At 39.7% G+C, this 21,691-nt stretch carries 13 protein-coding genes; 2 read left to right on the top strand and 11 right to left on the bottom strand.

Annotated features, from left to right (window positions below):
* Positions 1-131: 131 nt before the first annotated feature.
* Positions 132-1,217, top strand: coding sequence for a 3-phosphoserine/phosphohydroxythreonine transaminase (gene serC, locus LKD48_RS02330; protein ID WP_308731055.1), 1,086 nt, complete (start codon positions 132-134; stop codon positions 1,215-1,217).
* Complete coding sequence (locus LKD48_RS02325; RefSeq protein WP_308731054.1) at positions 1,214-2,374, top strand: phosphoglycerate dehydrogenase; 1,161 nt, start codon at positions 1,214-1,216, stop codon at positions 2,372-2,374. The genes serC and LKD48_RS02325 overlap by 4 nt, the downstream gene beginning before the upstream one ends.
* Before the next feature lie 40 nt (positions 2,375-2,414).
* Here the strand turns inward: LKD48_RS02325 and LKD48_RS02320 are convergent, their stop codons facing one another.
* From LKD48_RS02320 to LKD48_RS02270, 11 genes are all read right to left on the bottom strand, one after another.
* The gene (locus LKD48_RS02320) at positions 2,415-3,470 is read right to left on the bottom strand and encodes a hypothetical protein (protein WP_308731053.1); all 1,056 of its coding nucleotides are present in this window, start codon (positions 3,468-3,470) and stop codon (positions 2,415-2,417) included.
* A 12-nt stretch (positions 3,471-3,482) separates the two neighbouring features.
* Complete coding sequence (locus LKD48_RS02315; protein WP_308731052.1) at positions 3,483-8,771, bottom strand: ATP-binding protein; 5,289 nt, start codon at positions 8,769-8,771, stop codon at positions 3,483-3,485.
* A 177-nt stretch (positions 8,772-8,948) separates the two neighbouring features.
* Positions 8,949-9,659 carry a DUF6036 family nucleotidyltransferase gene (locus tag LKD48_RS02310; RefSeq protein ID WP_118612496.1) on the bottom strand — a complete coding sequence of 237 codons (711 nt, stop codon included), beginning with the start codon at positions 9,657-9,659 and terminating at the stop codon, positions 8,949-8,951.
* Entirely contained in the window at positions 9,652-10,248 is a 597-nt protein-coding gene (locus tag LKD48_RS02305; RefSeq protein WP_118612497.1) for a helix-turn-helix domain-containing protein, read from the bottom strand. The genes LKD48_RS02310 and LKD48_RS02305 overlap by 8 nt, the downstream gene beginning before the upstream one ends.
* 105 nt (positions 10,249-10,353) lie before the next feature.
* The gene (locus LKD48_RS02300; RefSeq protein WP_262536222.1) at positions 10,354-11,646 is read right to left on the bottom strand and encodes an HlyC/CorC family transporter; all 1,293 of its coding nucleotides are present in this window, start codon (positions 11,644-11,646) and stop codon (positions 10,354-10,356) included.
* A 156-nt stretch (positions 11,647-11,802) separates the two neighbouring features.
* Positions 11,803-13,209 carry a glucuronate isomerase gene (gene uxaC / locus LKD48_RS02295; RefSeq protein ID WP_308731051.1) on the bottom strand — a complete coding sequence of 469 codons (1,407 nt, stop codon included), beginning with the start codon at positions 13,207-13,209 and terminating at the stop codon, positions 11,803-11,805.
* A 108-nt stretch (positions 13,210-13,317) separates the two neighbouring features.
* Positions 13,318-14,796 (bottom strand): UxaA family hydrolase, encoded by a 1,479-nt coding sequence (locus LKD48_RS02290; protein WP_227100697.1) that lies wholly within the window; start codon positions 14,794-14,796, stop codon positions 13,318-13,320.
* A 91-nt stretch (positions 14,797-14,887) separates the two neighbouring features.
* Positions 14,888-16,216, bottom strand: a complete 1,329-nt coding sequence (locus LKD48_RS02285; RefSeq protein ID WP_308731050.1) for a tagaturonate reductase — start codon at positions 16,214-16,216, stop codon at positions 14,888-14,890.
* A gap of 66 nt (positions 16,217-16,282) precedes the next feature.
* Complete coding sequence (locus LKD48_RS02280) at positions 16,283-16,549, bottom strand: DUF6171 family protein (protein ID WP_227100695.1); 267 nt, start codon at positions 16,547-16,549, stop codon at positions 16,283-16,285.
* Positions 16,550-16,730: 181 nt separating this feature from the next.
* Positions 16,731-20,024, bottom strand: a complete 3,294-nt coding sequence (locus LKD48_RS02275) for a DEAD/DEAH box helicase (RefSeq protein ID WP_308731049.1) — start codon at positions 20,022-20,024, stop codon at positions 16,731-16,733.
* Positions 20,021-21,574, bottom strand: a complete 1,554-nt coding sequence (locus LKD48_RS02270; protein ID WP_308731048.1) for a plasmid pRiA4b ORF-3 family protein — start codon at positions 21,572-21,574, stop codon at positions 20,021-20,023. Before LKD48_RS02270 ends, LKD48_RS02275 begins: the two co-directional genes overlap by 4 nt.
* Positions 21,575-21,691 lie beyond the last annotated feature (117 nt).

Below are 21,691 nucleotides of genomic sequence, written 5' to 3'. Positions count from 1 at the left end.
TAGGTATTGACTTATTTCTAATTGAGTATTATATTAGACTTTAATATGGTAAAGCACCATAGTGAATTACTGCATCTCACCGGTCTTTGACCGCCCGATAATATCTAATGCAGTGATAAGGAGGTTTCTTTATGGGAAGAGTTTATAATTTTTCTGCTGGTCCAGCTGTGCTGCCAGAGGAGGTACTGCAGGAGGCTGCAGATGAAATGCTTGACTATCAGGGAAGTGGTATGTCTGTCATGGAGATGAGCCATCGTTCTAAGGTTTACGATGCAATCATTAAAGAGGCTGAGGCTGATCTTCGTGAACTGATGAATATTCCGGACAATTATAAGGTTTTATTTTTACAGGGTGGTGCATCCCAGCAGTTTGCTATGATCCCAATGAACCTGATGAAAAATAAGAAAGCTGATTATATTGTAACCGGTCAGTGGGCAAAGAAGGCTGCTAAAGAAGCTGAGCTCTACGGCGAGGTTAACGTTGTCGCTTCTAGTGCTGACAAAACATTTTCTTATATTCCAGACTGTTCTGATCTTCCAATCGATGACGATGCCGACTATGTTTATATCTGTGAAAACAACACTATCTACGGCACCAAATTCCACACACTTCCAAATACAAAGGGAAAAACACTTGTAGCTGATATCTCTTCCTGCTTCTTATCTGAGCCGGTTGATGTTACTAAATATGGTATGCTTTACGGCGGTGTTCAGAAAAATGTCGGTCCTGCCGGTGTTGTAATTGCAATCATCCGTGAAGACCTTATTACTGATGATGTTCTTCCAGGAACACCTACCATGCTTCGCTACAAGATCCATGCAGATGCTGATTCTCTTTACAATACACCTCCATGCTATGGTATTTATATCTGCGGCAAGGTCTTCAAGTGGCTTAAGAAAATGGGCGGTCTCGAGGAAATGCAAAGAAGAAATGTAGAAAAGGCAAAGATCCTCTATGACTATCTTGATTCTAGCAAGCTGTTTCACGGTACAGTTGAGCCGTCCTCTCGTTCTTTAATGAATGTTCCATTTGTAACTGGCGACAAAGAGCTTGATGCCAAATTTGTAAAGGAAGCTGAGGCTGCCGGTTTTGTTAACTTAAAGGGTCATCGCACTGTAGGCGGTATGCGTGCAAGTATCTATAATGCAATGCCAAAGGAAGGTGTAGAGGCACTTGTTGCATTTATGAAAAAGTTTGAGGAGGAGAATTTGAAATGAAAAGTGTTTATTGCTTAAATCCAATTTCTAATGCCGGAATGAGCCGTTTTGATGATACATACTGCATCGCTGATTCGATTGAAAATGCTGATGCTGTGCTTCTTCGCAGTGCTTCTATGCATGAAATGACACTTCCTGATTCTCTTCTTGCAATTGGACGTGCCGGTGCCGGTGTGAATAATATTCCGCTTGATTCCTGCGCAAAAAAAGGTATTGTTGTTTTTAATACACCAGGTGCAAATGCAAATGGTGTAAAGGAACTCGTTATTGCAGGACTCATGCTTGCTTCACGTGATATTGCAGGCGGCTGTCACTGGGTACGTGAAAATAAGGATGACCCAAATATTGCAAAGACAGCTGAGAAGGCAAAGAAGGCTTTTGCTGGAAATGAAATTAAGGGAAAGAAGCTTGGCGTAATCGGACTTGGTGCAATCGGTGTTCTTGTTGCAAATGCTGCAAGTGAGCTTGGAATGGAGGTTTTTGGCTGCGATCCTTATTTAAGCATCCAGAATGCAGTTCGTCTCTCTCACCACATTACAATCGTAAAGGATAATGATGAAATCTATAATCAGTGTGATTACATCACCATCCATGTTCCTGCACTTGACTCTACAAAGGGTATGCTGAATAAGCGTGCTTTTGATCAAATGAAGGATGGTGTCAAGATCTTAAATTTTGCAAGAGATATTCTTGTAAATGATGCTGACATGGCTGATGCTCTTGCAAGCGGCAAGGTTTCTCGCTATGTTACAGACTTCCCGAATCCAGCTGTTGTAAATATGCCTGGTGCTCTTGTACTTCCTCATCTTGGTGCTTCAACTGAGGAATCTGAGGAAAACTGTGCTGTTATGGCTGTCAACCAGATTATGGATTATCTTGAAAATGGAAATATTGAAAACTCTGTCAACTACCCATCCTGCAGCCTTGGCTATCGCAAAAAGGCATCACGTATCTGTGTATGCCACTACAACAGACCAAATGTTATCAGTCAGCTGACTTCTCTTTTTGGTGAAGCTGGTGTTAACATCAGTGATATGGTTTCAAAAAGCCGCGGCGAATATGCATATGCAATGTTTGATGTAGAAGCGCCTGTAAGTGATGAATTTGAGAAAAAGTTAGAGGCAATGGAAAATATTATTCGTATACGAATCTTATAATGAAAAAAAGCAGCGATCAATCCGGTCGCTGCTTTTTTATTTACAAAATTTCATCAATTTCAGCCTGTGTCATAGGCTTAATATGTGCCAGTGTATTTCTTGCATTTCTAAGCCTTGCAATCATTTTCCCATCTTCGAAAGCGACAACTAATCTCCCTAATGATACCAGATGAGACAAGACACCAATTTCCACATCCTCGGCATCAAAAAACATTTCGCCGTATGCACCAGTGATTGGAAGAAGTGCTTCAATTCCTTTTCTGTAGCGCTCTACGATAATGCTTCGCTGCTTTTCTATAATAGGAAATACTACCTTAATCTGTGCTTCCCACATTCGTTCTGCAATCTGCTTTTCGCTTATGTCAGGCCAAAAGGCCGTTCCATCGCTTCTAAATGTTTCTTTTTTTATTGACGCAATTGTCTTTACAGGATCCTCTAAAAATGTACGCCCTCTCTTGATACATGCGCAGGCAAGCTCTGCATCATCTGGCACAACTGATGAGACAGCTTCTGCCAGATACTGGCGAAAACCTTCTGTCTGCTTTTGCGTGGATGCCGCAAGCATCGCAAAAAGATATGTGTCATAATGTGCTATCTCTTTCTCATAAACAAGTCTTTTGATGCTTCCGCGTTCACGAATTGATACATCTTCTCTTGTTTCAATCAAAAATATGCAGCCCTTTTTCCCTTTGCCAAGCGCCTTGCTGTAGCCTTCCAGAAAAGTGTACCACTTCTTCGCCTGCGCTGCATCTGCCTGCGTTACCCAGAGGATATAATGGTTCATTATTAACTCTTCGCTTTTTGCAAGAAACTGCGCATATCCTATTCCTGGCCTATACTGCGCCCTTTTCTCCTGACGGCAATATTGATAAAACAGATATTCCCCCGGATCTTTGCCGCTATCCATAATAATTTTCAGGGAACGGTCTGAGTTTTGCCTTTCAATTTTCGATATGACCAGATCGCTCATTGTCTCATACCACGGGACAAACTGCGGAAGCTGTAAAAACAGATGGCTGCCTGACTGAACGGCTTCCACAATCTGATCAATGAAATGTGATGTATTTGTTATATTTTCCCACCATAGTCTATCCATTGTTTCACCCCGTTATTGATTCTCCATGTATTCAAGCAAACGGCTGTCAATTTCATCTGATGTTCCCATCATCTGGAAGAAGCTGTATCGTGAGAACAGATACTTTTCGTTTACTGTATGACGCAAAATGTTAAGCTCAAGAAGCTCCTGCATCAGTCCATTAATGACTTGTGTTTTCTGAACGGCAACCTGATTGATGCCTACGCCAATTGCCGCCTCTTTGATATCCTCTGCTGAAAAGCCCTCGCTGTCAGCTGCTGAGTTTGCATTTTGGTGATACAGATATGCCATCAAAAGTGCAATGATATAGTACATGTTATCTTCGTCAAGCTTAAGCGTGATCTCAAACTTTTCACGGATCTGATTCATAAAGGATGGATCTGAGAGCACCTTTTTAATATGCTTTTGTGTAACCTCATAGGCTGGTGTATTGCCTTCATCATATCCGGCATAATCGTCCTTTTTCATTGCCTCAATTAAATTCGCACAATAAAGCTGAATCAGACCTGGAAAATAATTGGTGCTTGCTAAAATAAGTGATATCAGCGCCTGACGCTCCTTTGGAAAACGAAATCCCAGACAGTAAAGCGGCTCCTCAAGAAGCTGTCTTGCATCCTTTGTGTGAAATGGTCTAATCGTAATCGAGCTTAAATGCGTAATCACACTATTATTAGACAATGCTGCATCGCGCTTAAAACGCACAATATTATGAAGACCTGCAATAACAAACTTAAAGCGGTCCATTCCAATATTTTGAATCTCTTTTAGAGCATCAAACGGTTTGAAATTTACTTCTGTACAGCTCTCGATAAATGTGTCTGCCTCATCTAACAAAAGTAACAGATAAGGAATACGTTCCTCTTTATCGTCAAGCAGCCTTTTTTTGATTGCCCTTGCTAGTACATCCCAGTCTGTCGTATCAATTTCTTCTTTTAGAACACCAGCATCATACAGCTCACAGCAAATCTTTTTAGCTGCTCGTTCATAATCCATGCCCTTGATTTCAATGTAAACTGCACGGTTATTATTTTCATCAAAATCAATATCCATTTTTGCCTTTTTTAAAAGTGCCGACTTTCCAAGCTGACGTCCTCCATAAACGATATTGACACCGGAAGGTGATTCGATTTTTTCAAGCTCTTCCTGTCTTCCGATAAATATCTCCGGAGGCATTACCTTTGAAGAATCCCACACATACGGCTGACAATATGAAAATGGCATCATAACAGACATCAATATCTGATTGATAAACTGCACACTGTAATTGTTTACTAAGAACATTAATAATACGCGGTCAATGACTGCAAAGACTTTATCACTAAAGCTTGCCTTTATCTTTTTTGCAAATAATCTTCTGTCTGGAAGTGACAGCGCATAATCAAGAAGAACTAGTGTATTTTTGCTGTTTCCGATATTTTTTAATTCTTCAATCAGACGGTCTGCATCATACTTTCCAAACAGGCAGGCAACGCGAAAGCCCTCTGTCTGCGCCTTTGATCCAAATACCGCAATTGGATGCTTATAGTTTTTTTTTCTTCCTACTACAGCAGGAATCGTAACCATATAGTTTTCAATTCTTCCAAGCTTTGCCTGCTCCTTTACCTGTGCGTCTAAAAAGCCAAGCGCCTCAAGAAGAGCTGTCAGCTTATACTGTCCCAAAGCCTGTCCGTTATTCATCCAGTTGTCAATAAGGCGCTTTGCCCACTTTTCGTCCTTGTTATGAATCCGCACAACTGCCAGATCACTAAGACTCTTGCTGCTGTTAGCAACTGCCTTATAATTATAGTCATACTCTTCAATAAACTTTGCCAGATAATCAGTGCCTCGAATTTCCCGCTCCTCATCTGTCTCTTCACTATTAATTTTTGACAAAAGATCCTCTGCCACTGTATAGTTTTGACATTCGATCATGCTTTTTATTGCGGCAATGCGCTTTTTGCGGCACTCATCTAACGTGTCGTTATTCTCGATTCCTTCCACCTCGCGAAGAAGTGCCTCTCCGCGCACCTTTGCGTCCTCGTGAAGTTTTTTCTCGTACTCCTCCAGGATTCGTTTGAAGAAGCCATAATTTTTCGTCTCATCAGCATAAGCAAACCACTCATTTGCGATCTTCTGAATTTTTTCTTTCTTATTTTCCTTTGTCTCTTCAATCTGTCCATAGCTTTGCGCCAACTCCAGATTTTCAATAAAGTTATTAAGACGGATTTGAGCATCCTTTCCAGCCTGCTCCTTAGATGACTGAATATTGTATTCTTCTGTTGCATTTCTATTTTTTTGCATATAATCTAAAATCTGTTCTGCTGCTCCGTAGTCATCTCCATATTCCTTGAAAATATGCTCAAGCTTTTCCTCAAAACTTAACAGCTCAAGCTTAGAATGACGCAAAATACGACCCGGAAGTGACAATTTCTCAAAATCAGCAAAATTTCCCCGCTTATCTGGGAAATATTCTTCGTCTAAAAGTACCTCGCTTCCTCTTAAAAAATCTATGTAAAAATATTTGTGAGACTCTTCCTTGTATCTGCCATCCAATCTTGCCAGAAGCTCTTTTATTGTCTGCGCTAGCACAGCTTTTCCTGCCTGCACATAAATATCTTCTGCTGTTTCCTTCTTTTGAACGATTTTTTCAGCAGCTTTTAATTCTGCCCTAAGATCACTTTTTATCTCACGGTAGCGCTTTTCACCTGTATCATTTTCAGAACGGCTGCGTCCAGATGCCAGATCAATCCACTCACATGTAATCCCAATAACCTTTTCCATAGCATTTGTCAGGTTATTTCTAAGGTCGCTCATAAGATTGCTAGTCTTAAATTTGGTTCCACCATTCGTCTTTGATTTATCCCAACAGTCATTAATATAGTTTCCTAACTTTTCACGGTTAAGATTTGAATATTCGGCTGTACAGCCATCACTAATAAAATTAATAAGCAAATTTACACGAAACAGACTCGCATACTCGTATTCGCCATTCATGATTGCCTGAAGATATGATGCCATCTCACCATCCTCAGCAAAAACTAATTTCCATGTATCAACAAAGCGCTTTACGTTCTTATGGTTTTTAGGCTGACCTAACACGTATGTTTCATAATATCCCTTTGCACGCACTGCCAGATTTTCCAGTCGGTGTTCAATTTTCATCTGATCCCTTAGGCGATAATCGGCGTAGCAATCAATTCCCTTATGGAATTTTCCCTTAAACTGCACCATGCGATATGCTGCGCTCATCAGCTCAGGATAAGCCTGTGTCATAGGAATACTCTTCATGTTCTCATATAATGCCTTCATTTCATAATCATATTCAATATGGTTCATAAAAAAATTGCGAAGGCAGGTAGACAGCATAAGATAATTTGTCAATATATCCTCATTCTGCGGATACATTGCAAAGATTTTATGAGAATCATAGGAGCATCTCATTTTAGGATCATTGACTGCGTAAGCTAACTGCTCATACAGCATTTTATATTGTTCATTTGTATCCTTTACAGCATCGAGATAAGCTGTAGCACAGTAAGTTTTTTCTTCCACAATCATCATGCAGGCATTTTGTATTTCATCTTTTGAAGAGTCTGCTGACTGATCTGGTAATTGATCTTCAAATTGACTTTCTGGCTGACACTCTAACTGATCTTCTGACTGGCTTTCTAGCTTACTTTTCAGCTCACCTTCTAACTGATCATCTGATTTATTCTCTGCTTTGTTTTCTACTTTACTCTCTGCCTTACTTTCTGCTTTGTTTTCTACTTTACTCTCTAATTTTACTGATTGATTTTCCTTCTTTTCTAACAGCTTCTTTGGAGAAAACGGATCATTTGACACATACTCAAAATATTCGTTTTTTAGCAAATCGTAGCAGATTACACACTTTGGATCAAATGTCATTTCTTTTACTACATAATCGGCATTGCAAACTGCATAATCCCTGTTTAGTCCCGCAACAATAACGTAATCAGTGCCATAATTTACGCTCTCTCGAATATTTTCAAGAAGAATCTCTTCATCCTTACTTCCCTTTAAGCTCCAGAAAATACCAATCATAATTATTGAAGATGCATCATTTAATACAGCCACAAAGCACTCATCAAAAACTGCTTCCTTCATTGATGTATTTGGCTGAATAATCTCATAAAATGTATTCAGCAAACGCAGATAAGCAATCCTTGCAAACGCTGCATTGACAGATTCCTCATCCACATCAAGATTCATTTCATTTTTTGCCTGATTATCATAAACAATACCTTTTATTTTTAAATAATTGCGTGCTTCTCTTGACTGCATTGCTTTCCATGCCTTTGCTGAAAGGGAATAAAAAGAATCCAATCCAGGAATTTTATAAATTCTGATATATCCTTTTTCAAATAAGTAGCGAAATGACATTTCGAGTGTGATCATGGATTTCTTCGTTGCGAGTGCCAGAAACTGAATGGAAAGCACACCAAACGTATCAAGACATGTTAAAACCAATCCATTTTCCGTTGCAAACTTTGCACGAATTTCGTTTAAAAAGCTCTTTGTTCCAACTTTTTTCTCTTCTTTTCCTTTTTCAATCTCAAGTGTATAGCAAGCCACATCCTCATCACGAATAAATGGAAGCTGCTTTGCTGCCGCAATCTCTGATAGAAGCTGCGCATCTTCAACTGCTTCGTTATCTTTCGCAGGCTCCTCGTTGCTTTCTTCCACTACAATGTCAGTCTGATCGCTTTCATTTGATGCTTCTTTAATCGTTCTTGCCACAAATGCCTTTCCAAGCAGCTGATTATCAAATACAGACGACAGTTCCAGAATATATGCTATAACTTTGGCGCTGTCTGTCTCATCAAGTGCCTGCATGAATGTACTGTAAGCATCTAATTTTTTCTCTATCTTTTCATCTGACGGTGCTTTTTCATATGCATCCAATAATTCCTTAAGATCATTCTTATATGACGAAATATGCTCATTTGTATCTGGATCTAGCGACTGCAGGGACTTAAAACGCTTATACGCAAGCCTTCTCTCCTCTTTCTCAATCAGCTGCAGCTGTTCTGTTAAAACATTCTTTGCCTCTGACATAGAAGATTCCATAAGATTTTTTATCCCTGTCTCGCCACAAATATCTGTATAATTTTTTGTCTCTTCCCGCAATTCTTTTAATTTATTCTCAAGTTTTGACGCGATTTCATCTGAAAGTAATTTTTGCTGTTTAATTGACTTTGCTGCTTCGTCCATATCCTGCTGTACTTCTGTCATACAGCATAACAAACGCTCTGCACATGCCAACAGATTTTTGATTTGATTTTTCTGTTCTTTTTGAGTCATTCGCACATCCTCCTTTAAAATATCGTGTGGTTTTTGTTCAAATCGCCACCATCATATGACTATTTTACCACAGGATTCATGCAAAATCTACTTTTTTGCAGGGTTTAAACCAAAAAATTTGCCTGCCTAATCTCTTTTGATGCACATCAGCTTTTCTCATCATATATTAAAATATCATCAACCTTTTTTCTTTGCCCTTGCTGCTTTTAGTATATCAGTAAGATTATCTCCATTGAGAACATCTGGATAGTTATCCTCGAATTCTATTAGGATATCTTTGTTCGTCTTTTCATCTTCTCTAACTTTTGCATACAGTTGTGTCAAATCAGGATTTTGATATACTGTCTCAATAAAAGTTCGAGATTCTTCAGATAACTTATCATATCCGCCATAAAGTTTTTCTGCTGCTTTTTTTATATCTTCAAGGCAAATCTGTTGTTGTGATTTTTCTTGTTCCAACAAAATTCCAACAACATCTGACAAATCGTTCTTATACTGTCTTCCAGCCATCAATTTCATGACAACCAAATATTCAGCTGAAACCGTTCGTATTCTTAAAACATTTGAAAATGTCTTATAATATTTAGAGTATTGAATTAACTTTGGCGTATAGGATGTTGTTTTCATGAAGTCTGTATTTAGCCAGCCATTTGGAAGCCCCATGCGATCACCAACACTATTAATTGCATCCTTCATCGACGATGATGCTTGAATAATCGCATCCATATCATATGTCATCTCGCGGAATCCGTAATTAATTAGTACTGATGCCCCACCGATCAAAATAATCTCAGCTGGCATTTTGTTGCCATTTATCTTACGAAATTCTTTTGCTAGTTCTTTTAAATAGCTATCCAAGTTTTCCTTTGTAAAAAAAACTTCAGGCAAGATTTCTCACCTCACTTTCTACAATATTAAATCTCATAAACTCTGGAATTGCATTCTTTATAGCCTCAATTTTAACCTCATCACTATGCATGACTGCAGCCTGAATTAGCACACTTGATGGATATAAAATTGTCGCAAGCTTATGTTTTCGAATATCATTGTAATTCGTACATATTGGCAAATCATTGATTTTAGAGAGATAATCAACCATTCCCAGTAAATATAGTGATTCTGGATACCATGCTTTTTCATATAAATTTCGAATTGTATTCTTTTCAAGTGTATCAATGATAAAATCAATATCTCCCATATCTTTTACATGATGGCATGTGTTGCTCTTGAATGTTTCAAATGAACTGCGATATTCTTGATTTTTATCATTTTCCTTTGCTTGCTCATCTGCTTCTAACAACAAATCCACCGTGACATTTAATGTTTTTGCAATTCTGTATAGGGTTCCAGCAGCACATTTTTTCATTGTCGTCTTTCGGCTACAGATATCAGATATTGTTGCCTGTGCGACTCCGCTTTCCTTACTTAACTTATATTGACTCATTTTTGCATCACGAAGAAGATCATCAATAATCATAGGTTCTGTTCCCCTTTCGTCTTTGTTATCTATAGTATATCGGTATCCCGAAGTATTGTCAAGCAAAAAAGGCAGCTTACCTTTTCGGATAAGCTGCCAATGCATTTATTTTTTTTCTTGTTCTGTACTGTCTTCGTCTTTCTCATGGAGGAGCACCACATGAATCTCTTCTGCTTTCTGTCCCTCGGTTTGTGTCACTTCAATATGAAGCTTCTGCGGCTTGTTGTTTTGATTTTCTTTATCCTTTTCTGAATCTTCTTCCTCTGAAACAGGATTTTCAAAATCAAATGAATCGCCTACTTCCGGAATCTTTCCAATCTGCTCGGTAATCCATCCGTTGATAGTAGAAGCTTCTGTCTCGGTGTTGATGGAAAACTGCTCAAAGAAATCGTCTAAATCCATGTCCTCTGGAACGATGAAGCTTCCATCATCTAACTTTTTGATGCCAGCCTCTACCTCATCATGCTCATCCCAGATATCACCTACAAGTTCCTCTAAGATATTCTCCATGGTAACAATACCCTCTGTACCACCAAACTCATCCACAACAACAGCGATATGAAGTTTTGTCTGCTGGAACTTCTTTAAAAGCTCGGAGATCTTGACTGTAGGCGGAATGAACTCAGCCGGCTTCATGATCGTCTCGATTGACTTTGTAGTTCCTGCCACATAGTTATGGAAATCTTTCTCGTACAGGATACCGATAATATCATCAATCGTATCTTTGTATACAGGGATTCGGGAATAACCAGATGTCTTAAATACATCCGCAATTTCTTCGTTTGGCGTTGTGATATCAACTGCTGTAACATCAACACGCGGTGTAATGATGTCGCCTGCCTGAAGATCATTGAACTCGATTACGTTGTGAATCAGCTCACTCTCATTACTGTCAAGTCCACCGACCTGCTCAGCCTCATCTACTATTGTAAGAAGCTCATTCTCGGTGATTCCATTCGTTGTGCCGCTTACCTTCAAAAGCTTTCCTACACTGCTCTTTAACTTGATCAGAAGGAAATTCACCGGCTTTAAAACAGTAATTAGAATATTAATAATTGGAGCAACAGTTATTGCAAATTTTTCTGGACATTCCTTTGCCAGACTCTTTGGCGTGATTTCACCAAAAACTAAAGTAATCACTGTCATAAAGATAGTTGATACAGTAGCTCCATTTGATCCGAGCCATCCTACAAAGAGAAGTGTTCCAATTGTTGTTGCTGCAATATTTACAACGTTATTTCCTACAAGTGTACTTGAAATCAATTCATCATAATTCTCTGCAAGCTTGTATGCTAGCTTTGCTTTTTTATTGCCTTCTGCTGCCATATTTTTTAATCTCGGCTTATTCAGCGAGGAAAAGGCCGTCTCCGTTGCAGAAAAAAAGGCAGAACCCATCATTAATAATATTAAAGCGACCACCAGGGTCATACTGTGACTATCCATAAAGGATACTATGCACCTCCATACTTAATTAATTAAACTAATGTCAGGATCACAACTAGCTGACCCTGACATCGTATTTTACAAAAACTCAGGTAACTATTTACTTCAAAATCAATCCTTGAAGTTAAAATATGCCTTTGCATTGTTGTAGCTGATACCCTCGATAATGTTCTTTAATGCCTTCTTATCGTATGGATACTCGCCGTTCTCTACCCAGCCTCCTACTAACTCACACAGGATACGGCGGAAATACTCGTGTCTTGTGTAGGATAAGAAGCTTCTGGAGTCAGTCAGCATACCAACAAAGTTTCCGAGCAGACCAAGATTTCCAAGGCTTACCATCTGGTTGATCATACCTGACTTGTTGTCATTGAACCACCATGCAGAACCGTGCTGGATCTTGCCTACTGCCTCGCTGTCCTGGAAACAGCCCATAATGGTACCGATGATCTCGTTGTCAGCTGGATTTAATGAATACAGAATTGTCTTTGGCAGCTCGTTTGTAGTGCTGAGTGCATTTAAGAAATCAGCTAACTGTGCTGCCGTTGCATCGTTATTGATGGAATCGTATCCTGTATCTGGTCCTAACTGATTATAACGGAAGGTATTGTTGTCGCGCTTGCAGCCATAATGCATCTGCATTACCCATCCACGGCGATGATACTCTCTTCCTACATGAATCATAAATGCAGTCTTATACTGGTCAACTTCAAGCTGAGTCAGCTTTTCACCGCGAACCTTCTTCTGGAAGATTGCCTCAACTGCTTCTTCACTTGCCGGCTGATATACAACATAGTTTAAACCATGATCAGATACACAGCACTTCATGGAATCAAAAAATTCCATACGGTTGTCGATTGCTGCAAGCAGACTCTTTACACTGTCTACCTTGATTCCAGATACACAAGCTAACTTCTGTACATACTCTAAGAAATCTGGCTTCTCAATGTTCATTGCCTTATCTGGTCTCCATGCCGGATATACCTTGAAATCTACAGTCTCATCTGCAGCGATCTTCTTATGCCACTCAAGGCTGTCAATCGGATCATCAGTGGTGCAGATTACCTTTACGTTAGACTTACGGATGATATTTCTAACAGTCATAGAATCCTCAGCAAGCTTTGCGTTGCAGATATTCCATACCTCTTCTGCAGTATCACCATTTAATACACCGTGATAATCGAAATATCTCTGCAGCTCTAAGTGACTCCAGTGATACAGCGGATTGCCGATTGCCTTCTCAAGAGTCTCTGCCCACTTCTGGAACTTCTCTCTGTCAGTTGCATCTCCTGTGATGTACTTCTCATCGATGCCGTTAGAACGCATCTGACGCCACTTGTAGTGATCACCGCCAAGCCATACCTGAGTGATATTCTCAAACTTGCGATCCTCATAGATTTCCTTCGGGTTGATATGGCAGTGATAGTCAATGATCGGCATATTTTCTGCGTAATCATGGAACAGCTCTTTTGCTGTGTCAGTTGTCAGAAGGAAATTTTTTCCCATAAATGTTTTCATAATAATATCCTATCCTTTCTTAGTCTTAAAAATCATGTTTTTACGGGTCTCAAGGTCACAAACTTCTTCGTGCAAGCCCGATCAGCTTGTGACTTTTCGACCCTAGTATCACAACGTAACACCCTGCTTGAAGATTGCCATATCGTGGAAGCCAGCTTCCTCAGCCTTAACCTTCTTTCCAGAAGCAACTGCGAGCACATACTCAAACAGCTCCTTAGAAAGCATTTCCATTGGCATATCCTCTACAAGACGTCCTGCATTAAAGTCGATCCAGTTATCCTTATGACCTGCAAGCTTGGAGTTACTGGAAATCTTTACTGTCGGAACTGGTGATGCAAATGGAGTTCCTCTTCCTGTTGTGAATAAAACGATATGAGCACCTGAAAGTGCCAGTGCAGTTGCCGCAACAAGGTCATTGCCCGGTGCACTTAATAAGTTAAGTCCCTTTGTGTGAACTGGCTCTGTATACTCTAATACACCCTTTACAAGTGCGCTTCCAGACTTTTGTGTACAGCCTAAAGACTTATCCTCAAGTGTGGAGATTCCGCCCTTTTTGTTTCCAGGAGACGGATTCTCATATATGGTCTGGTTGTGGCTTGTGAAGTAGTTCTTAAAGTTGTTTATCAGATCTACTGTCTTATTAAAGAGCTCCTCATTTGCACAGCGGTTCATAAGAAGTGTCTCTGCTCCGAACATTTCAGGAACCTCTGTCAGAATCGTGGTGCCGCCCTTTGAGATCAAAAGATCTGAAAATGCGCCGACAGTCGGGTTTGCAGTTATACCTGAAAGACCATCAGAGCCACCGCACTTCATACCAATAATCAGCTCGGAAGCATCAATTGGCTCACGTTTGAAGGTTCCTGCATAATCTGCTAACTCCTTTAACAGCTCCATTGCTGCTGCCTGCTCATCCTCAACATCCTGACACTGTAAAAACTTCACACGATTCTTATCGTACTCACCAATGTAATCCATCAGAACCGGAATATTGCTGTTCTCACAGCCAAGGCCAAGTACAAGCACACCGCCGGCGTTTGGATGATGAATTAAATCTGCAAGTGCCTTTCTGGTGTTCTCCTGATCGCCGCCCATCTGAGAGCAGCCATAAGGATGTGGGAATGCAACTATGTCCTCTACTGTTCCAACTGCCAGACTCTTTGCCTGCTTCTCCAGTGCAGATGCAATGGAGTTTACACAGCCAACTGTAGGAATAATCCAGATCTCATTTCTTACACCAACACGTCCATCCTCACGGCGATATCCCATAAAATGTGCGTGCTCTGTCGGCTCTAACTCACTTCCTGACGGATTATACTCATAATCAAGCACATCACCAAGACCTGTCTTTACATTGTGAACATGCACCCAAGAACCTGCCTTGATGTCCTGCTTTGCCACACCAATCGGGAAACCATACTTGATGACCTTTTCACCTTCTTTGATATCAGCAAGTGCAATCTTATGACCCTGCGGGATATCCTCTAGTGTGGTCACGGTCGTGCCTGCGTTTATCTGTGTACCAGCTGCAATAGGAGCCAGTGCAACACAGACATTATCCTGTGGATTAATCTGAATGTAAGTTTTCATAAATTCTATATGCCTTTCTGTTCGCATTCTGACGTTTTGCGCCGCTTTACGGCATACAGCCGAACCATAAATTGGTCCGGCTGCTTTGTGATTATTTATTTAATACTAAATCGTAAGCTGCCTTCATGCCATCCTTCTCGATTACATCGTAGTACTTCTGTACCATCGGAATCATCTCGGTCAGATCTGCATGCCAGTAGTCCTCTCTCTTCATGATATCCTCTACGCTTGCAGTCTTCATAAACTCCATGATCTCTGCACCATCGTTTGCCTTATCGGTACGATAGAATGCGATCAATGCTGCCATAGACATTACAAGACCTTCCGGATATTTTCCAAACTTCTCTTTATGCTCAAGAATGGTTGGAAGTACACGAACCTGGAACTTACTTACAGAATTCAGTGCGATAGACAGTAACATGTGACGGATGAACGGATTTGCGAAACGCTCTAAAACAGCCTTTCCGAAATTGATATCGGTCTGAGTGTTTCCAAGAGTCGGAACGATCTCCTCGAAGATGCAGTGCTTTAAGTAGCTGCTTACTGTCTCATCCTTTAAGCACTCGCCTACTGTCTCAAGGCCATACAGGTAAGCGCCAAGTACCATAGATGTATGTCCGCCGTTTAAGATACGAACCTTTCTCTTCTTATATGGTGCAACGTCATCAGTCCATACGATGTTATAGCCAGCCTTGTTAAATGGCAGCTCGTCCTCGTGATGACCCTGAATTACCCACAGATGGAAGATCTCAGCAGTATCAATCAGGTTATCGGTGTAGCCTAACTCCTTGCAGATATCAGCAGCCTCTGCTCTTGGATAACCAGTAACGATACGGTCAACTAAGGTGTTGCAGAAATCGTTTTCGGACAACAGCCAGTTTTTAAACTCATCTCCTAACTCCCACAGATCTGCATACTTTAATACACACTCCTTTAAGGTGTCTGCATTGTGATCGATCAGCTCACATGGAAGAAGAATGAATCCCTTTAAGCCTGTCTGGAATCTCTTGTATAAGAACTGGGTCAGCTTTGCAGGATATGACTTAGCCGGCTTGTCATCTAACTTCTCAGTTCCAAGATACTCAATACCAGCCTCAGTGGTGTTAGATACGATTACACGAAGATCTGGGTTCTCAGCCAATGCCATGTATGCATCAAAATCCTCATATGGATTGATACCTCTCGAGATAACATCAACATGAGTATGCTCGATAACTTCCTCACCGTTCTGAAGTCCTCTTAAGTACAGATTATATTCGCAATTCTGATCGTTAAGCATATTTACCATACCCTTATCGATTGGCTGAATTACAACAACCTTTCCTTCATACACCCCGGCATCATTCAGCTTCTTGAAGAAGTAATCAACAAAACCGCGTAAAAATCCACCTTCACCAAACTGCATCACTGTTTCTTTCATTATTATAATTTCCTCCGTTTCTGCTGCAGGGCAGCAAGTTGTGACAAAAATTTGCCGATATTAAGCCTAAAGTTGCAGCCCATCCCAACGGCGCGGTATTCCCGGACAATGCTCGCTTTTTTTGGCAGCTCTTACTTCTACAAAGCAACCACACACACGGCACATACCACCAATCAACTTTTCGCACTCCTTGCATAATTCAAGACGTGCATCGTACTCCCCTTTTGAGCACCGAAGTTTAGGAGGAATCGCGTCAATCGTTCGCTGTATCCTGTGATACATATCTTCATTTGCCATTTCTCGAAGCAGGCATTTTTTGCATCGGATATCCATCGTTCTTCCCCCTATTCTGACCGGTCTTTCGACTCCATACTTATTATTATCATAACAAAAAAGGTGATGTTGTGCAAGCCTTTTTCACAATGTACGTAAATTCATACAAAAAGTAGGCCTGTCAATGTAGCACAACTGCTAAAAAATGTATTTTCCTATCCTTTTTGTTTGAATAAACGGTTTATTTTTCTAGCAAATTCATAATTTCGTTTTTATTAAACTGAGTGCTGCTGATACCCTCGCCAGAAAGAACCTCCTCAGCCAGATCTTCTTTTACCTGCTGAAGTTCACAAATTTTTTGCTCAATTGTTTCCTCTGCTATCAGCTGATAGACATTAATTGCATGTTTTTGTCCAATTCGATGTGCACGATCAGTCGCCTGATTCTGAGCTGCCTTATTCCACCATGGATCATAATGAATTACAATATCTGCTGCAGTCAGATTTAGTCCGGTACCTCCAGCTTTTAATGAAATACAAAACACTGATACTTGATTTTGTGGATTTTGGAATTGCTCCACCATCTCCATGCGCGCCTCTTTTTTTACGCTTCCATCAATGCGATAATAATCTATTTTTGCTTTTTTTAATTCCTCGCCAATAAGATCCAGCATGGACGTAAATTGAGAGAATAGCAGAATCTTATGACCTCCGGCAATAGCCTGTGTAATAAGTTCAATACATGTTTCAAGCTTTGCATTTTCACCCTTATAATTTTCCAAAAGAAGCTCTGGTCCGCAGCAAAGCTGACGAAGCTTTGTCAACTCAGCAAGAATCTGAAGCTTATTCTGTGCAAAATCCTCATCGTTTTGATCCTCAAGAAACATTTTCAATCTCTGTGAATGTGCCTGATAAAGCTTTTTTTGTTCACCTGAAAGTGCAACCGTGACGATCTCCTCCTGTTTTTCCGGAAGCTCCTTTAATACATCCTTTTTCAGTCGGCGAAGGATAAATGGATGTATCATAGCGCGAAGACGCGTCATCGCATCTTCATCCTTGTCAGAAACAATTGGCGTCTCTATTTCACTTCTAAAACGCGTGTATCCATACAAAAATCCAGGCATCAGATAGTCAAAGATACTCCAAAGCTCACTTAGGCGGTTTTCCATCGGTGTACCTGTAAGTGCCATGCGAAAACTGCTGTTTACAAGACGCACTGATTTTGCTGCGTGTGTTGTCTGATTCTTAATATACTGTGCCTCATCAATAATCTCATTTGCAAATACAATATCCTGATACAGCTCGATATCGCGTTTTAACAGATCATATGATGTAATCCACACATCTACATTGCTTGTCTGATTTTTAATAAGCTCCTTTCTCTCATGTGCAGTTCCTGCCATCACGCATACTGACAGCTGCGGTGTAAAGCGCTCGACTTCCTTTTTCCAGTTATAAACAAGTGAGGCTGGAGCAACTATTAATGTGCGAAGCTCGTCTCCCACTTTTCCCTGTTCCTTTTCTGATAAAAGAAATGCCAATATCTGAAGAGTCTTTCCAAGACCCATATCATCTGCTAAAATACCGCCAAAGCCATTTTCTTTTAATGTCTTAATCCAGTAAAAGCCGTCTCGCTGATATTCTCGAAGTACTGCTTCAAGTGACTGCGGTACTTCATAATCACCGTTTTCATAGCTTCTCATCTTTCCAATTAGCTTTCGATATTCACGATTTTTCTTAAGTTCAACTGACTCTTTTTCTGCAAGCAGTTCATCAAGATAAAGTGCCCTAAAAAGCGGCATCTTGATCGTATCAGGATTTTTTTTATCGGCATAATTTTTCATCACGTCTGAGATAGCAGACATTACCTGCTTTTGTTCTTCATTAAAGGTGATAAATGCGCCATTTTTCAAACGATGGTACTTCTTTTTTCTGTCATATGATGAGAAAATTTCAGCAAGCTCTTCCTTGTTAAACTGATTTGATGCCATCGACATCTCAAGAAGGCCGCTAGATACTGAAACTCCAACCTGAAAACTGGCTGACGGAACAACGCTAAGCTTCTTCATCGAATCTGTCACATAAATATCGCCATATTTTTGCAGCTTTGGAATCACCTGAGAAAGAAATGTGAAAATATCTCCCTCATCACCAGAATAGACTAGAAGGCTCTTTTCCTGATCGAACGCATTAAAGTACATCTGGATTATCTCTGCTAATCTATGCTCCTCTGTGAAGTTTCGCTTTTGGCTGTAACGCTCCTTTCCATAAACATGATACTTTTTCTCACCATAAATAGCTGCCACATCACATGTAATCATATTTTCCTGCGGAGAATCTAGGTACAAAGCAATTGTCGGCTTTGGAGGCAGATATTTATCAGGATCCATGCCAGTATAGGTGATTACTGCCGCGTCTTTAAGATTTGATAACACATCTCTTGTGACTGCTGGCAGATCCTTATCTGATATAAAAAGCTCTTTCTTACTCTGGCACAGTTCAAGAATCTTCTGTACAGCCATCTCTGGTTTTTTCATACGATATATGGTATCACCTGACAAGACATAGCTATACTCAAGACTCTCACATAAAATATGATATCGCTCAGCCCTCACAGTCGCTCCATATGTAAGTTTTGCAACTTTGATCTTAGGACTATAGAACTGCTCATCATAAAAAATATTTTTCTTTTCATCTGAAAGCAAATATACGCCATTTGCAGCAATAGTATCCATAAAGGAATCAATGCGGCTTCCAAAAATGGAAACAGATCTTGCCTGCTGACTAGCCGAAGCATAATAAGAATAATTTGTCCTTCCAGAAGCCTTTTCTGTTAAATATTCCTCTAAGAAAAACTGAATAATTTTACGCCCGTTTTCGTCAAACAGATTTTTATCCGGAATAAATTTTATATATTTTCCTAACTCAATTGTTTTTTTCTCTGTCCACTTATAAAAGAACTCATTCAGATCTCGTATTACATACGTTCTCGTCTCACCAACACGAAGCTCCAATAAAAGACCATCCTTGCATTCACCAATGCAGCATTTTGCCTGCATTGAAAGCGGCTGTTTTATATTCTGTTCAACTGGCAATGCCCGCTTTTTAAAGAAGTTCTCTTTTAGAATTTCCATCATTTCCTCATCGGTGCTTTTTAAAATACCCGGAATAAATGGATCTTCTACATTTGTTTTCTGAAGCATTAAAGGAAAAATCTCAGACTGCTTAACCACGTCTTGACCATATATCTCTACAATATACTGCATCACCACCGCTGCCACATGCTCACAGCAAAAATATTGTTTTTGAAAATGACCACACCTGCAAGCTGTCTTTACAAGCTCACCATTTTTCTCATCAAGCCAAACTACTGCATTGTAAATGCTTGTTCTCTGCATTTTTAAGCTCAGCTTTAAAAATCCATTTTCCTTTGTTTTCTCCAATGTCCTTTTGCTATCCTTCAATATATCGATCATTCCATCTGCCAAATCTTCTTTTTTGAAGTCCGCAAGTGCATTTTTTATATTATAACTCACTTTGTTATTCCTCCTGTAAGCCGCATAAACTCATTCTTCGTATGACCATAATACTCAGGACGCCGGATCGTTGCCTCTAGCTTTTCAAGTGCATCTCCTAAAATTTTCACACTGGCTGTTCCTTTTATAAAACAATGTCTGTAATTATATACCACCTTCCTTGGACTCTCACCATTAATACATTTCAGCATCATCTCTGTGACTAATTTATTTTCATCTTCAAAGCTCCTGCAGTTATCGACCAACACAGAAAAAAACATCTTATAACCAGGCAGAGAATAATCAATTCCATCAAACTGCAGTAATTTTATCTCCTCTCCACCTGGTATATAATAAGGAATCTCCTCAAAGTTCTTTTTCACCTGCTGTATGATCCAATCCTGGTCACTTGTAGGTTTAAAAAATACATTTGAGACACTTGACCACATATATCGCCATCGTCCTTCTTTTGCCCGTTCAGCAAACATATCCCAATATTGTTTTTTTGCCTCTTGCGCTATGATTTTTTTATAATTGGCATCAATTAACGCACTGTAGTGCCAATAACTGGCAAATCCGTATAGATTCACGCATGCAGCAATTACAGCCTGTACAACCTGAAAATTTCGAAGCGAACTTTTTTCTGGCTCTTTCATAAATTTGCCTGCTCCCATTGCAAGTTCAATACTCATATCAACTGTGATAGAACCGCTATAATCTACATCAATAGAAACCAATCCGTATTTCTCTAACGTTTTATATTCCAAACAATCTTCGATACTTCTTGAAACCGTTCCACCTGAAGCATACAGTTTTAAAAATACATCAAATTCAGTCAAACTAATCTGTTCAAAAATATGTAACATGACATCAGTTTTTTCTATATAATCCTGCAAGATTAGTTCAGCTCTTTTTTCCTTTTGAATATTGGTCGGATGGTTCATATCTAAATTTTTTTCAATTTCTTTTAGCTCATCTACCCTCATTTGCTTTAAACTGTCCAAACAACTTTTCATCTGCAAAAGTGTGGACGAATCAAGTTCAATACCTTTTTTACCAGATGCATGATTTTCTTTCGATACCCCAAACTCACTAAAAAGTAAATTAAGCTTTAAATTAACAGACTGTTTCTGAACCTGCAAATCCTGTAAGCTGTACCAGCTATTTGAATAGCGATTAAATTCTGCTACTTCTTTTCTCCCATTTCCAATATTTGTTCCCTGAAAACGCAGTAGTATTGGATATTGGACTGTTTTTTCGTCAGAAAGTCTGTTTTCTTTTGAAACAAGTTCAATACGCCACTCCCAGCATACTTTATCATTTTTTTTAACGATACATGACAACATTTTTTCTGAATCAGGCACAGACTCACTAAGCATAATTTCATCAACTTGTTGTGTTTTCTTTAATTGAACTCCATCTTTAAAAAATAAGGTGTCAACACCAAGTGTATCCATATCCGCACATACACAAATCACCCTATACAATTGCTGTAGGGTGATTTTTTCTGGTACCGCAATCTGCCTTATAACATGGGGATTTGAATATTGCAGCGTACATTTTAGTTCCATCTGATATCCTTTCTTTCGTTAACGATTTTTTTAAATTATTATAACATCAACCCTTTTGGTTGTCGATAGTCAAACTTGAATTAGCGTCCGCCATTGACTTTTCCTCCAAACTGCGCT

This window comes from Anthropogastromicrobium aceti (assembly GCF_020687335.1).
In the GTDB taxonomy this organism is placed as follows: Bacteria; Bacillota; Clostridia; order Lachnospirales; family Lachnospiraceae; genus Anthropogastromicrobium; species Anthropogastromicrobium aceti.
The sequence above is the reverse complement of the archived record's forward strand: the minus strand, read 5'-3'. Positions and strand labels throughout refer to the sequence as shown.